Source organism: Methylomicrobium agile, assembly GCF_000733855.1.
GTDB lineage: Bacteria > Pseudomonadota > Gammaproteobacteria > Methylococcales > Methylomonadaceae > Methylomicrobium > Methylomicrobium agile.
Window position 1 is genome coordinate 4,020,444 of record NZ_JPOJ01000001.1, and the last position, 15,891, is coordinate 4,036,334.

3 protein-coding genes are annotated in these 15,891 nt (G+C 66.1%); all 3 read right to left on the reverse strand.

What is annotated here, in order from left to right:
• Window positions 1-5: 5 nt before the first annotated feature.
• From CC94_RS0118665 to CC94_RS0118675, 3 genes are read right to left on the reverse strand one after another with little or no spacing between them, the layout of a single operon-like run.
• Window positions 6-1,145 carry an efflux RND transporter periplasmic adaptor subunit gene (locus tag CC94_RS0118665; RefSeq protein ID WP_005372389.1) on the reverse strand — a complete coding sequence of 380 codons (1,140 nt, stop codon included), beginning with the start codon at window positions 1,143-1,145 and terminating at the stop codon, window positions 6-8.
• On the reverse strand, window positions 1,142-2,572 hold the full coding sequence (locus CC94_RS0118670; RefSeq protein WP_036304136.1) for an efflux transporter outer membrane subunit: 1,431 nt from the start codon (window positions 2,570-2,572) through the stop codon (window positions 1,142-1,144). Before CC94_RS0118670 ends, CC94_RS0118665 begins: the two co-directional genes overlap by 4 nt.
• A complete protein-coding gene (locus CC94_RS0118675; protein WP_051911540.1) occupies window positions 2,559-15,857 on the reverse strand; it encodes a non-ribosomal peptide synthetase in 13,299 nt (4,432 codons plus the stop codon). Before CC94_RS0118675 ends, CC94_RS0118670 begins: the two co-directional genes overlap by 14 nt.
• Between the last annotated feature and the right edge of the window lie 34 nt (window positions 15,858-15,891).

Consider the following 15,891-nt stretch of genomic DNA (forward strand, 5'->3'; position numbering starts at 1 on the left):
CTCCGTTACAGGAAGCCGCCGGCCGCTTCGGCGACGACCTTTTGGTCGGCCACCGGCGTTTCGAGGCCGGACACGACGACCCGCTCGCCGGCCTGCAAGCCGCCGCCGATCCAAACCCGGTCGGCGTCGCTGCGCAGCACTTGCAAACGGCGGATTTGCAGTTTGTTGTCGGAATCGACCAGCACCGCTTCCTGCGCGGCATTTAGCGCGCCGCGCGGCAATTCGAACACGCCGTCCAGTTCCCTGCTTTCGATTTCCGCCGTCAAAAAGGTGCCGGGCAATAAGGCCGGCGCGCGTTCCGGACCGTTCAGGCGAGCCACCCAGTATTCCAGGCCGGTCGTCGGGTCGACGAAACCTTCGCGGCGCACGATCGTCGCTTCGCGCCGCACCGTCTCCGGACCGCGCTCGGCCGTCAACACTACTTTGAGGCCCGCCTTGCCCGGTTTGGGTTCCGCCAAATAGCCGATTTGCGCCTGGCTCAACGGCAGGCGCACCTCGGAAGCATCGTCGGCGTAGATCCGTCCCAACGCCTTGCCGGCCTCGGCCATTTGCCCGACGCCGGTCAGTTTTTCCTTGACCCGGCCACTGAACGGCGCGCGGATCTCGCAGCGGCTCAGGCGCATCCTGGCATCGGCCAGTTCGGCTTCCGCCTGGCTCAATCGGGCTCTGGCCTCCTGCACTTGCGGCTCGTGCAGCGACAAGGGCGTCGGCGCGCCTTGCCCAAGCACTTTCCATTCGCGCTGGGCCTGTTGCGCCGCCGCCTGTTCTTCGGCCAGTTTACGCCGGGCTTCGGCCAGTTGCGTTTCGGCGCGAACCACGCCCAATCGGTATTCGTGCGCCGCCACTTTGACCAATACTTCTCCGGCCTTGAAGCGGCCGCCGACCACGAAGCCGTCGTGCAGGGCCTCCACCCTGCCCTGTACTTCGGCGGTCAAGTCGATTTCCCGCACCGGCTGCAACACGCCCTGGCTGCGCACCGGCAACCGCAGGTGCCTCGGTTGCACGCTCAATACTTTGACGGTAGGCACGGGCTCTTCCCGCGCGGCGGATTCGGGCGCCGCCCCTTCGGCCAACAACCAAGCGGCCACACCGGCCGACAGCAAGACCATAATCGGCAGGACGATGCGCAAACGTGCCGCCGTCATACGCCGCCGCCCAACGCCAAATACAAATCCAGCCGGTTGTTCAACGATTTAAGCCGCGCATCCAGCAGCGCGGTTTGCGCGGTCAGCGTACTGCGGTAGCTATCCAGTAAAGTCAAAATATCCACGGTGCCGTTTCGGTAGGAATAAATCGCCAGCGCGCGGCTGGTTTCGGTTTGTTTGACGGCGGCGTTCAGCGCCTGTTCGCGGCCGCGCAGCCAAGCTTCGGCGGCCAGGCTTTGCTCGACCTCGCGCAAGGCCTGCAGCACGGTTTCCCGGTAACGGTGCAGGACTTCGCCGCTTTGCGCCGCCCGCAGGTCGATATCGGCCTGCAACCTGTCGCCGGCGTACAGCGGCTGGGTCAGACCCAAGGCCAGATTCCAGGCCGCCGAACGCGGGTCGCTCAAGTCGGCCAGCGTGTTGCCCAGACTGCCGCCTGATGCCGCCAGGGTCACGCGCGGCAACAAGGCTTTGCGGGCGCTGCTCAATCGGTGGTCTTGCGCGCGCAAACGGGCGAAGGCCGCAACGATGTCCGGGCGACGGGTCAACAGTTCGGCCGGCAGGCCGGACGGCATCGCCGCCGGCAATTCGGGCAACTGGCGGCAACGCTCGACGGCGCCGCCCGGGTATTGCCCCAGCAGCACCTCCAGCCGGCGCTGCGCCAGCTGCACCTGATTGGCGGCCTCGTTCAGTTCGGCGCGAGCATCGCTGAGGTCGGTCAGCGCGAGGCTCAAGTCCAAACCCTGCGCGAGCCCCAGGTTGAAGCGGCCCTGCAGCAATTCGACCAGCGCGCCGCGATCGTCGATGGAAGCCTGCACCACGGCCACCCGCTGGCGGGCTTCGGCCAGTTCGAAGCAATTCTGCGCGGTGCGCGCCGCCAGCGACAACGCCGCACCCCGCAAATCGGCCTCGGCGGCGTCGGCGTCCAGTTCGGCGGCGTAGCGGGCATCGGCGATGCGGCCCCAAACGTCCCATTCCCAACTGAAATTGAACGGCACGCTCCAGACGTTGCCGTCGGGCGCATAGGCCCGCGCGTCGCGGCCGGCGTCGGCATGCTGGAATCCGGGGGCCAGATCCACTTGCGGCTTGGCGGCGGCGCCTTCGATGCGCGCCAGCGCGCGGGCTTGTTCGATGCGCGTCGCGGTCGCCTTCAAATCGTTATTGCCGTCCAGCGCCGCCGCGATCAGGGCCTTCAGATCGTCGTTTTTAAAACTCGCCAGCCAGGCCGAGACCTCGGACTCGCGCGCCTCGGCAGCGCGCGCCGTCCAGGCCGGCGGCAGGCCGACCGCCTCCTTGACCGGCTCCCGGTCCGGCACTTCGACGCAGGCGGACAGCAGCATCGCCAGGCAAATCCGGACTTTATACCAATGACGCGGACAATCGGTGATGAAGGATTTCGTGCGATTCTTAATAGGCTCAGCGCCGCTCATCCGCTTTCCGTTGCAATATGGCGATCACATCGCCGATGAAATCCGGATCGCGGACAATGCCGGCGTGGTCGCTGTCGACCCGCTCCGATCCCAATAAACGGTTTCCGCAGGCCTGCTCCAGTATGTCCTGGGCCAATTCCCCCGCATCGCCGGCTGCGCGCGACCACCAGCAATACATGCCGGCCCCGATCGGCTCGATGCGGTAACTGTCGCTCAATTCGGTCAGATGTCGCATGATCGCCAAGCCATTTTGCAAATCCAGCAATTTTACCCAATCCGCGGCCGGATGCGCAGCACCGATCTGCTCCGGCAGCGCCTCGGGGTCGGCATCGGCCAGATCCGGCGAAAGGTCGCGCAACAGTTCCCGCAGACTGTCGCCGCCGTCATCTTCGGCTTCGTCCTGTTCGAAGCCCGGCACGAAACAATCGGCCAGGCCCAGAAAGGCGATCTCGCGCCCGGCCCGTTCCAGGACGCTGGCGATACTCAACGCCAATGCGCCGCCCAACGACCAGCCCAGCAAATGAATCGGACCGTCCGGTTGGCTTTGCGCAATGGCATCGGCGTAATCGCGCGCCATGCTTTCCAGCGAAACATCGCGCCAATTCGCATCCAGAAAACGCCGGCACAACAGGCCGATCACCGGCCGCTGTCCGGCCAAGGCGCGCGCCAGCGGATAATAACCGAACACCGTGCCGCCGGCCGGATGCAGGCAAAACAACGGCGGCAACGCGCCGGCGGTGTCGTTCAGCGCCACCAGCGGCGATAGCGCCGTTGTGATGCGCTGTGCCGCCAGCGCGGCGATGGTCGGTTGCTGCAACAAACGGCTGAGCGGCAAATCCCAGCCCAGCTCACGGTTGATCGTCGAGAGCAAACGCAAAGCGAGCAATGAGTGCCCGCCCAACTCGAAGAAATTGTCCTCGATGCCGACCGCGTCCAGGCCGAGCACCTCCTGCCAGATCCGCGCCAAGCGCCGTTCCGTGCCGTTGCGCGGTTCGACGTGGGTGCGGACGGCGCGCTCCGGTTCCGGCAGCGCCTTGCGGTCCAACTTGCCGCTCGGCAGTTTCGGCAAGTGCGGCAACACGATGATCTGCGCCGGCACCAGGTAGTCGGGCAGCCGGCGGCTCAAGGCCGTACGCAGGAATTCGGCGTGCCGGTTCCCGCTTGTGTCGATTAGATTTGTGTCGGTCAGATCACGGTAGGTTGGGTTAGCGAAGCGTAACCCAACAACATCATCCACCGCGACATACCCCAGCAAGCGGCCGCTTTCGCCGATCCTCACCGCCGCTTCGTGGACCCCGGGCTGTTCCAGCAAGACATTTTCGATTTCGCCGGGCTCGATCCGGAAACCGCGCAGTTTGATTTGTTGGTCGACCCGGCCCAGGTACTCGATCACCCCGTCGGCCCGTTGCCGGACCCGGTCGCCAGTGCGGTACATGCGCTGGCCGTTAGGGGCGAACGGGTCGGGCAGGAAGCGTTCGGCGCTTTGTCCCGGCCGGCGCCAATAGCCTTGCGCGAGTCCGAGCCCACCGATGTACAGCTCGCCCGCGGCGCCCATCGGCAACGGGTTCAGGTCGGCGTCCAGCACGTAGGCGGTCCTGTCGCCGACGCAATGGCCGATCGGGGCATAGCGGCTGTCGCAGGTCATATCGGCCAGCCAGGCCAGCGGGGTAATCACGGCTTCGGTGGGGCCGTAGGCGTTGAACAAGCGCTCGGGCCCCAAACGGCTTTGGATCAGCGCCAGGCTGCTCTGCGGCAGGGCTTCGCCGCCGACCGTGCAGCCGGTCAAGCGCGGCGCGTGTTCGGGACGGTCGAGTTGGCGGGCCAGTTCGGCCAGATAGGCCGGCGGCACGTCGATGCGGGCGATCGCATAGTCCCGGAGGGCTTGCAGGGTCCGGTCGACGCTCCAGCCGGACGGATCGCCGATCACCAGCGTCGCGCCCCGCAACAGCGGCACCGCCCATTGTTCGATCGCGGCGTCGAAGCTGAACGAGGCGAAATGCAGGCAGGTTTCGCCGGCCTGCAGATCGTACAGGGCCGCCATCGCTCCACAATGCATCGCCAATGCGCCGTGGCCGACCGCCACGCCTTTGGGCCGGCCGGTGGAACCGGAGGTGTAGATCAAGTAGGCCGGCGTTTCGGGATGCAAGGCCACTGCGGGCGGCGTGTCGGGATAGCCGGACAGGTCCAGTTGGGACAGGTCTAGCCTGTTAATCGCATCGGCCGTAGGGTGGGCATGGCCCCCCGTTGGCGTGGCTTGCGCGGAGACACTGGCCGTGCCTCCCCTACGCTCGGCCAACGCCTCGCCGGCATGGCTGTCGATCAGCCATTCGGCGCCGGCATCGTCCAGCATGTACTGCAAACGCTCGGCCGGATAGGCGGGGTCCAGGGCCAGAAACGCCGCGCCGCATTGCCACGCCGCCAGGCAGGCCACGATCGCCTGCGCCGAACGCGGCAGGCTCAATGCCACCACCGCGCCGGGGCGCAGGCCCCGGTCCCGCAAATAATGCGCCAAGCGGTGGGCCTGGCTTTGCAGCCCGGCGTAACTGACCCGCTCGGCGCCGGCTATCAGCGCCACCGCATCGGGCCGGGTTTGCGACTGGCCGCGGATCAGCGCCGGCAACAAATCGTCGGTTCGATAAGTTGGAATACGAGAAACATTCGCGGGCGTAGTTTCACCAAACCCGAGCGCACCGACGCAAGCCTGCGGCTGCCGGGCGATCTCCAGCAACAAATGGCGCAGACTTTCCGCCATCCGCCGCATGTCGTCCCCGGCGAAATACGCACGGGCATAATCGAAGCCGATTTCCAAACGCTGCCCGACCGTCACGTCCAGTGTCAACGGATAATTGGTCACATCGCGCTGGCTGAGGCCACCGATCCGCACGCCGCCGTTCGACTGGCGCAAGGCCGCATCGACCGGATAATTCTCGAACACCAGCAAGGTATCGAACAACTCGCCGCCGCCGGTTCCGGCCCAGCGTTGAATATCGTACAACGGCGGATATTCGTGCTCGCGCATCTGCAAGTTTAAGATTTGCAAATCGCGCAGCCAATCCGCCAACGGCTTGCCCGGCTCGATGCGGGCGGCGACCGGCAAGGTATTGATGAATAAACCCAGCAGATTTTCCGCTCCCGATAAATCGCCGGGGCGGCCGGCCACGGTGGTGCCGAATACCGCCGTGCGCAAACCGGTGTAATGCGCCAGCAGCATCGCCCATGCCCCCTGCACCAGAGTATTCAACGTCAAATGCTGCCGCTGCGCAAAGCCCTGCAAGGCCGCGGTTTCGGTGTCGGACAGGGCGCACTCGACATAACCGTTGCCGGTCTGTCCCGGCGCGGCTAGGCAATTCGCCAATAAGCACGGCTCGGACGCCTCGCGCAAAGCCGCGCGCCAAAAGGCTTCGCCGGCTTGCTTGTCTCTGGTCGCCAGCCAGGCGATGTAATCGCGGTAACGGCCCGTTTTGGCCCGTGCCGGCGCATTGCCTTCGTAGGCGGCCATGACTTCGGCGAAAAACAGCGAGCTGCTCCAGCCGTCCAGCAATAAGTGGTGGCTGGTCCAGATCAAATGCAGCCGGTCGCCGGGCAAGTTCACCAAAATCAGACGCTGCAACGGCGGCCGGGCCAAGTCGAAGCCGCGCGCATAATCGGCTTGCGCCAATGCCGTCAGCTCGTCTTCGTTAAACGCCGTGGTCCGCCAATCCAGGCAAGTGACCGGTATTTCCGCCTCGCGCCAGACCGCTTGCAGCGGCGCGTCGCCCTGCCAGAAAAAACCACTGCGCAAAATCTCGTGCCAGCCGGACACCTCGTGCCAGGCCCGAATGAAGCGATCCGCATCCGCACCCGTCAAATCCAGCGCCAATTGCGTGACGTACAGATTGGCTTCCGGTTCGCGCAGCGCATGAAACAGAATCCCCTGCTGCATGGGCGAGAGCGGATAAAGGTCTTCGATTTGGCGGTGTTCGACCGGCAAGGCATCGAGCTGGGCCTGGCTCAGACCGGCCAGCGGCACGTCGCTCGGGGTCAGGCCGGGTTCGGCGGCGAGGCAGTGGTCGAGCAGCTGCTCCAGATGCTGCCGGTAGCGGTCGAGCAGGGTGTCGATCGTCCGCGCCCGGTAGCGTTCGCGGCTGTAGCTCCACTCGAGGCGCAGCCGGCCCCGGTAGATTTCGCCGTTGATTTCCAGTTCATAGGCCAAGGGGGAGCGCGGGTCGCGCTCGTCGCCGCCGGCTTCTTCGGCCGGCTGCAACAGGGCGTCGTCGTGGAAGCTGCTGTCGAGTTGGCCGAGGTAGTTGAACAAGACCTGGGGGGTGCCGCCCTCAAGCGGCGGGTGCGGCGTCAGGTAGCGTAATACGCCGTAGCCCAGGCCCTGGTCGGGCACCTGCCGCAGTTGTTCCTTGATGGTTTTGAGGGTGGCGGCCGGCTGGGCTTGCGGGCTGAGCAGGACCGGGTACAGGCTGGTGAACCAGCCGACCGTGCGGCTCAGGTCGAGAGGCGAATGCTGGGCGTCGGTCGGGATGCGTTCGGCTTCGCGGCCGTGGCCTTCCAGGGCAATCGTGAGGTGTGCTTGCTGGGTCCACTCGCCCAGGGTCTGCGCCAGCGCCGCCAGCAGCAGGTCCGGCAGGCGGGTGCGGTAGGCCCGATGGGCCTCGTGCAGGAGCTGGCGGGTGCGCTCGGCGCTCAGGGTCAGCGTCCGGCTGGCGCGGTCGCGGCTTTCGGCGCGGCCGTGCGGCTCATCGCAGGGCCAGGGGGCGCGGGCCGCCGAGACTTGCGCCTGCCAGTAGGCCTGCTGGCTGTGCAGCCGTTGGCTGTGCGCATAGGTTTGCAGGGCCTGGCCCCAGGCTTGGTAGCTGGCGGTTCGGGCGGGCAGTTGCGGGGCTTGGCCGTGGCGGATTTGCGTGTACAGGCGGTGCAGGTCTTCCAGCAGAATACGCCAGGACACCGCGTCGACGATCAGGTGGTGGGCGACCAGCAGCAGGCGCTGGCTGCCGTCGGCGACGTCGATCAATACGGCCTGGAACAGCGGGCCGTGTTCGAGGTTCAGGCCGCGCTGCGCCTGTTGGGCGATGGCGGCGATATGCTCGGCGTCCTGGGCGCGGTGGTGTGCCAAGGGGGTTTCCGCCGGTGGAAGCGCGGCATAGTGTTGGTGCCAGCGGCCTTGCACCCGGACATAACGCAGGCGCAGGCTGTCGTGGTGTTCGACCAGGTTTTGCAGCGCTTGGGCGAGCGCGGCGCGGTCGAGCGGCAGGCGGGCTTTGAGCAAGAGCGACTGGTTCCAGTGCGCGGGCGGGGGCTGCGTTTGTTCGAAGAAGGCGTGTTGGATCGGCAGCAGCGGCGCGCGGCCGAGCGCCGGCGCTTGAGCGGCCGGGGCTTGGGCGTCTTCGACCAAGCTCTGTGCGACTTGGGCCAGGCCGGCGATGGTTTGTTGCTGGAACAGGTCTTTGGGGGTGAAGCGCAGGCCTTGGGCGCGGGCGCGGCTGACCAGTTGGATGGAGAGGATGGAGTCGCCGCCCAGTTCGAAGAAGTTGTCGTGGATGCCGATCGGCGCCCGGCCGAGCAGGTCTTGCCAGAGGGACGCCAGCACCGCTTCGGCCGGGGTGGTGGGGGTTTGCGGCGCGGCGCTGGGCGGGCCTGCGGGCGCCGGCAGGGCGCGGCGGTCGATTTTGCCGTGCGCGGTGCGCGGCAGTTGCGTCAGCCAAACGTAGCGGGCCGGGATCAGGTAGTCGGGCAGGCGCGCGGCCAGGGCGGTTTTGAGTTGGGCGTCGGTGGGGGCCGAGGCGGCGGCGCGTGGCGGGGGCGCGTCATCCGGAGCGGCCGTGCCGCCGGCCAGATAAGCCGCCAGGTAGCGGCGTCCCTGTTCCTCGCGCAGCAGCACGTGGGCGTCCTCGACGCCGGGCAAGTCGCGCAGGGCGGCTTCGATTTCGCCGGGTTCGATCCGGTAGCCGCGCAGTTTGATCTGCTGGTCGGTGCGGCCGAGGTAGGCGACGATGCCGTCCCGGCCGCGCCGGACCCGGTCGCCGGTGCGGTACAGGCGGCCGCCGTCCCCCGCGAACGGGTCGGGCAGGAAGCGTTCCGCGCTGAGATCGGGCCGGCCGAAGTAGCCGCGCGCCAGGCACGGGCCGCCGATGTAGAGTTCGCCGGCCGCGCCCCAGGGCACCGGGTTGAGGTCGGCGTCGAGGATATGCAGGGTGCGCTCGCCCACCGCGGTGCCAATCGGGGCGTAGCCGGTCAGGGCGCGGTCATCGGCCAGCCAGGCTAAAGGGGTAATCACCGTTTCGGTCGGGCCGTAGCCGTTGACGATCCGTTCCGGCTGCAACGCGGCGTGGAGGGTGGCCAGCGCCGCGGCGGAGACGGCTTCGCCGCCGACGCAGACGATGCGCAGCGCCAAAGGCCGGCCGCGCGCCTGGACGGCCTCGGCCAGATGCAGCAAGGCGCTGGTCGGCGGATACACGACGGTCACCCGGTGCGCGCGCACCGTTGCCAGGGTGTCGTCGCCGGTCCAGCGGCTGTCGCCCAGCACCACGCCGGCGCCGTGGCACAGCGGCGCCAGCCATTGTTCCATGGCCGCGTCGAAGGTGAAGGCGGCCATAGGCAGGGCGCGGTCGGCCGGGGTGTAGCGGTAGAGGTCGCCGATGGCCTGGATGTGGCGGCTCAACGCGCCGTGCGGCACGGCCACGCCTTTGGGTTGGCCGGTGGAGCCGGAGGTCAGGATCAGGTAGGCCAGTTGCTCGGGGTGGATGACCACCGCGGGCGGCGTGGCCGGTTCGGCGCTCAGGTCCAGACTGGCGAGGTGAAGCCAGGTAGGATGGGCTGAACGGTAGTGAAGTCCCTCGTTGGACGCGTCGGAAAACGTATCGCAACGCTCGGCGAGGATGACGCTCACGCCGGCCTCGGCGATCAGTTCGGCCAGCCGTTGTTCGGGTTGCTCGGGGTCGAGCGGCAGGTAGGCGCCGCCGGCTTTCAGCACCGCCAGCATCGCCACGATCGTCTCCGCGCCGCGCGGCAGCAGCAAGGCCACCCGGCTTTCCCGCTCCACGCCCAGGCCGATCAGCCGGTGCGCCAGCCGGTTGGCTTGCATCTCCAGTTCGGCATACGTCAAACGGGTTTCGCCGCAAATCAGCGCGATCGCCTCGGGTTGCGCCTCGGCCTGGCGGCGGATCAGGGCGTGCACCGGGGTGGAGGCATCGTAGGGCTGGGCCCATTGGTTCCAGCTCTGAAACAAGGCCGTCTCGCGTCCGGTCAGTACCGGCAGATCGCCGATTCTCGCCTGCGAATTACTCACCAAACCGGTCAACAGCACCCGAAAATGCGCGGCCAGATCCGCCACGGTTTCTTCGTCGAAAGAGCGGCAATCGTAATCGAACGCCACTTGCAAGGCGCTGTCACCGCTTTGCACCGCCAGCGTCAACGGAAAATGGGTCGTTTCGCGGTGGCTTTCGCCGTATATCCGTAGGCCGTCTTCCGGCCGCCGGCGCAAAGCGTCGGACAAAGGGTAATTTTCGAACACCAGCAAACTGTCGAACAACGCTTCGCCCGGCCTGCCCCACCAGCGCTGCACCTCGGCCAATGGCGTGGTTTCGACCTCGCGCAGTTCCAGATTGGCCTGCTGCAAGGCTTGCAGCCAGTCGCCGACCGCATCGGCGGCGCGCGGCGCCTGAATCATCGGCAAGGTATTGATGAACAAACCGACCATCGCTTCCGCGCCGGGCAAATCGGCTGGCCGGCCGGACACGGTCACGCCGAACGCGACCGCCTCGCCGCCGCAATACCGCTGCAATAACAGGCACCAGGCGGCCTGTACCAGGGTGTTGATCGTCAATTTGCCGCGTTGCGCGGATTGGCGCAAGGCCGCGAAATCGTCGCCGTCTATATGCAAGACATGCAAAACGTATCCCTGCCCCTGACTGCCGCGCGGTAGCGCGTCGACCAGACGGGTCGGCTCTTCCAAGACGGGTAAACGTTCCCGCCAATAACGTTCGGCCGCGGTGGGATCGCGTTCGGCCAGCCAGGCGATATAGTCGCTAAACTCCGCAGCCGACGGCGGCAGCGTATCGCCGCGATAGCTGCTCAACACTTCGCCGAGCAAGCGGGCGCTGCTCCAGCCGTCCAGCAACAAATGATGGCTGAGCCAGATGAAATGGTAAACATCGTCTTGCAAGCGCACCAGCACCAGTTTAAACAGCGGCGCGCGGTCGGTAGGCAAGCCCTCTGCCTGCAAGTCGCGGAGCAAACCGGGCAACGCCGCATCGGCGTCGCCACGGCCGCGCCAGTCCAGCTCGATCAAAGGCACCGCCAAACGCTTGCGTACGATCTGCATGGCCTGCGGCCAGTCGGCCGGCGCATAAAATGCGGTGCTCAGCACCGCGTGCCGTTGCATCGCCGTCCGCCACGCTTCGGCAAAGCGGCCGGCATCGAGGCCTTCCAGGCGCACGTCGAAGCGGCTGACATAGCTGGCGGCATCGTTTTCGTACAGGCTGTGAAACAGCATGCCCTGTTGCATCGGCGTCAGCGGGTAAATATCCGCTATCTCCGTCACCGGCAGCGGCAACGGCAAGGCGTCCAGTTGCGCTTGCGTCAAACCGGCCAGCGGAAAATCGCTGGGCGTGACGCCTTGCGGCCCCTGCCGGCAATGTTCGACCAGCGCGGCCAGTTCGCGATTGAATTCCTCGGCCAGCGCGGCGACGGTTTCGGTACGGTAGCGGCGGCGGTTATAAGTCCAGTTCATCGCCAGACGGCCGTCGTAGATCTGGCCGTTGACTTCCAGCGCATAATCCAGCGGCGCGGCGGCATCTCGCTCGTCGCCGCGCGCCTCGCCGGCCGGACGGAACAAACCGTCGGCGGCGAAGCTGGCGTCGAACTGGCCCAGATAGTTGAAGCACAGGGCCGGCCTCGGCAGGCTGCCGAGTTGCGCCCGTATTTCGGCGCCGGCCAGATATTTCAGCAAACCGAAACCCAAACCGCGCTCCGGCACGCCGCGCAATTGTTCCTTGACCGCTTTGATCGTTCCGGCCCAATCGTCCGCCGGCGTCAACAGCACCGGATACAGGCTGGTGAACCAGCCGACGCTGCGGCTGACGTCCGGCGCCCCGGCAAAGTTTTCCCGGCCGTGGCCTTCCATATCGATGCTGACGGCGCCCTGCCCGCTCCAGCGGCACAGCACCCGCGCCAACGCGGCCAGCAGCAACTCGTCGATGCGGGTGCGGTAGGCGGCCGGGCATTCGCTCAGCAGTTGCCGGGTGGCGGTTTCGTTTAACGCGACGGTCAGGGTATCGGCATCGGCGGCGGTGCCGCGCGCTCCGCAAAAATCGGCCGGCAAGTCCGTCGCCGCCAGTTGCACGCGCCAGTAATCCAGTTGGCCGCCGATTTGCGCCGCCCTGCGTCGCAGCGCCTCGGCCCAGGCCCGGTAAGGCGCGGTTCTAGCCGGCAATACGGCCGTTTTCCCCTCGCTGAGCTGGCGGTATAGCGTCTGCAAATCCTCCAGCACGATGCGCCAGGATACGCCGTCGACGATCAAATGGTGAATCACCAACAGCAAGCGGTAACTGCCGTCGTCCACGCGGATATAGGCGGCCCGCAGCAACGGGCCGTGCCGCAAGTCCAGGCTGCGTTGCGCCTGATCGGCGATTTCGCTGATTTGTTCGGCGCCGGCGGCATCGCGCTGCCAAAGAAACTCCTGATCCTTTGGTTCGCTCGTGTAATGCTGACGCCAGCCGTCGAGCTCGTCGAAACGCAAACGGAAAGCATCGTGGTGTTCGGTCAAACGGCGCAAAGCCTCGGCCAGCGCCGGGATATGCAATGCCTGGCCGGTCGCCAACAGCACCGACTGGTTCCAGTGCCCGCGCTGCGGAATATCGGTGGCGAAAAACTCGGCCTGAATCGGCGTGAATGGCGCCTCGCCTTCCGCCGTATCGCCGGTTTCGCTAACCGCGTCGGCCGCCTGCGGCTGTGCCGCGATAACTTGCGCCAACGCCGCCACGGTCTGGTGGCGGAAGATGTCTTTGGGCGATAAATGCCAGCCGGCCTGGCGGACGCGGCTAACCACTTGCAACGAGACAATGGAGTCGCCGCCCAACTCGAAGAAATTATCCTCGATGCCGACCGCGTCCAGGCCGAGCACCTCCTGCCAGATCCGCGCCAGGCGCCGTTCCGTGCCGTTACGCGGTTCGACGTGGGTGCGGACGGCGCGCTCCGGTTCCGGCAGCGCCTTGCGGTCCAGCTTGCCGCTCGGCAGTTTCGGCAAGTGCGGCAACACGATGATCTGCGCCGGCACCAGGTAGTCGGGCAGCCGGCGGCTCAAGGCCGTACGCAGGAATTCGGCGTGCCGGTTCCCGCTTGTGTCGATTAGATTTGTGTCGGTCAGATCACGGTAGGTTGGGTTAGCGAAGCGTAACCCAACAACATCCTCCACCGCGACATACCCCAACAACCGGCCGCTTTCGCCGATCCTCACCGCCGCTTCGTGGACCCCGGGCTGTTCCAGCAAGACATTTTCGATTTCGCCGGGCTCGATCCGGAAACCGCGCAGTTTGATTTGTTGGTCGACCCGGCCCAGGTACTCGATCACCCCGTCGGCCCGTTGCCGGACCCGGTCGCCAGTGCGGTACATGCGCTGGCCGTTAGGGGCGAACGGGTCGGGCAGGAAGCGTTCGGCGCTTTGTCCCGGCCGGCGCCAATAGCCTTGCGCGAGTCCGAGCCCACCGATGTACAGCTCGCCCGCGGCGCCCATCGGCAACGGGTTCAGGTCGGCGTCCAGCACGTAGGCGGTCCTGTCGCCGACACAATGGCCGATCGGGGCATAGCGGCTGTCGCAGGTCATATCGGCCAGCCAGGCCAGCGGGGTAATCACCGCTTCGGTGGGGCCGTAGGCGTTGAACAAGCGCTCAGGCCGTAAACGGCTTTGGATCAGCGCCAGGCTGCTCTGCGGCAGGGCTTCGCCGCCGACCGTGCAGCCGGTCAAGCGCGGCGCGTGTTCGGGACGGTCGAGTTGGCGGGCCAGTTCGGCCAGATAGGCCGGCGGCACGTCGATGCGGGCGATCGCATAGTCCCGGAGGGCTTGCAGGGTCCGGTCGACGCTCCAGCCGGACGGATCGCCGATCACCAGCGTCGCGCCCCGCAACAGCGGCACCGCCCATTGTTCGATCGCGGCGTCGAAGCTGAACGAGGCGAAATGCAGGCAGGTTTCGCCGGCCTGCAGATCGTACAGGGCCGCCATCGCTCCACAATGCATCGCCAATGCGCCGTGGCCGACCGCCACGCCTTTGGGCCGGCCGGTGGAGCCGGAGGTGTAGATCAGGTAGGCCGGCGTTTCGGGATGCAAGGCCACTGCGGGCGGCGTGTCGGGATAGCCGGACAGGTCCAGTTGGGACAGGTCTAGCCTGTTAATCGCATCGGCCGTAGGGTGGGCATGGCCCCCCGTTGGCGTGGCTTGCGCGGAGACACTGGCCGTGCCTCCCCTACGCTCGGCCAACGCCTCGCCGGCATGGCTGTCGATCAGCCATTCGGCGCCGGCATCGTCCAGCATGTACTGCAAACGCTCGGCCGGATAGGCGGGGTCCAGGGCCAGAAACGCCGCGCCGCATTGCCACGCCGCCAGGCAGGCCACGATCGCCTGCGCCGAACGCGGCAGGCTCAATGCCACCACCGCGCCGGGGCGCAGGCCCCGGTCCCGCAAATAATGCGCCAAGCGGTGGGCCTGGCTTTGCAGCCCGGCGTAACTGACCCGCTCGGCCCCGGCTATCAGCGCCACCGCATCGGGCCGGGTTTGCGACTGGCCGCGGATCAGCGCCGGTAAATCGGTAAATTCACGGGAGAACGACCGATTGGCAGTCAAAAAATCCAGTTCGGCCGGATCGAGCAACGGTAAATCCCGCAACACCGTTTCGGGCCGCTTCGCCGCCGCTTCGGCCAGGCGGCAAAAGCGCCCGGCCATCCGCTCGATCGTCGCCGGGTCGAACAAATCGGTCGCATAGGTCCAGATGGCGCCGATGCCGCCCGTTACGCTTTCGAAGGTGTCCAGAATCAATTCGAACTGCGTCGTGTGCGCGTCGCGCGAAAACGGTTTGATCTGCAGCGCGCCGAGCGCCTTGGCGGTATCGGCCTGCTGGTATTGATGGTTGTACATCACCTGGAACAGCGGATTGCGCTCCAGGCTGCGTTGCGGGCCGAGCGCTTCGACCAATTGGTCGAACGGCAGATCGGCATGGGCCTGCGCGCCGAGCGCGCTTTCCTTGACCCGCTCCAGCACCTGGTAAAAATTCAGGCTGCCGTCCAGCTCGGTTTGCAGCACCTGGGTGTTGACGAAAAAACCGACCAGTTGTTCGGTTTCAGCGCGGTTACGGTTGGCGACCGGCACGCCGACCCGCAACCTGCGCTGCCCGCTGTAGCGGTACAGCAGCAGGTCGAATACGGCCAGCAGGCCCATGAACAAGGTCGCGCCCTGGCGTCCGCATATTTCGTGCAGCGCCTTGGCCGTTCCCTCCGGCAGGCCCATTTCGAATTTGGCGCCGGCATCGCTCATCTGTGCCGGCCGCGGCCTGTCCAGCGGCAATTCCAGCGGCGGCGTCTCCTCGCCCAGGCGCTCGCGCCAATACGCCATCTGCCTATCCATTTCGCCGGCTTCCAGCCAATGCCGCTGCCATACCGCAAAATCGGCGTAACCGATCGGCAAGCCCGGCAGCTCCGCCTCGCGGCCTTGGCAATAGCCTTGGTACAGCTCGGCAAATTCGTTGAGCAAAATATTCAGCGACCATTCGTCGGCGACGATGTGGTGCAGCACCCAGACCAAAACGTGGCGGTCGCAGGCCAATTTAAGCACCGCGACCCGCATCAACGGCCCGTTGACGAGATCGAACGGCTCGCGCTCCAGCTTTTCGACCCGGCTTTTCGCCAACGCATCGATGTCGCCGGATTGCACGGATAAATCCAGCCACTGCACCTCGACCGCCATACCGTCGTGGACGATTTGCACCGGCTTGCCGCCGTCGCTGCGAAACGTCGTGCGCAGGCTTTCGTGCCGCACCCGCAGTTTATCGATGCTGCGCTGCAGCGCGCCAGCGTCGATTTCGCCGTTTAGATACACCGCATCGGCAATGTGGTAAGCGCTGCTATCGGGTTCCAGTTGCGCCAGAAACCACAGCCGTTGCTGGCCGTAAGACAGCGGCAGCGCCACATCGCGGCCTACGCTGGCGATCGGCAATCGGCCGACGTCGATGCCGCGTTTTTTCAAGAGCAGGATCAGGGCCTTGCGTTGTTCCGGACTGAGGGTATGGAAATTGGCGAGTGGGTTTTGCATCGATGATTTTTCTATTTTCAAATTTTCATATGGC

What these genes read in the sequence shown, in the direction of transcription:
- CC94_RS0118665 (WP_005372389.1), bottom strand. Translation starts at nt 1,145, where the DNA reads ATGACGGCGGCACGTTTGCGCATCGTCCTGCCGATTATGGTCTTGCTG.
- CC94_RS0118670 (WP_036304136.1), bottom strand. Translation starts at nt 2,572, where the DNA reads ATGAGCGGCGCTGAGCCTATTAAGAATCGCACGAAATCCTTCATCACC.
- CC94_RS0118675 (WP_051911540.1), bottom strand. Translation starts at nt 15,857, where the DNA reads ATGCAAAACCCACTCGCCAATTTCCATACCCTCAGTCCGGAACAACGC.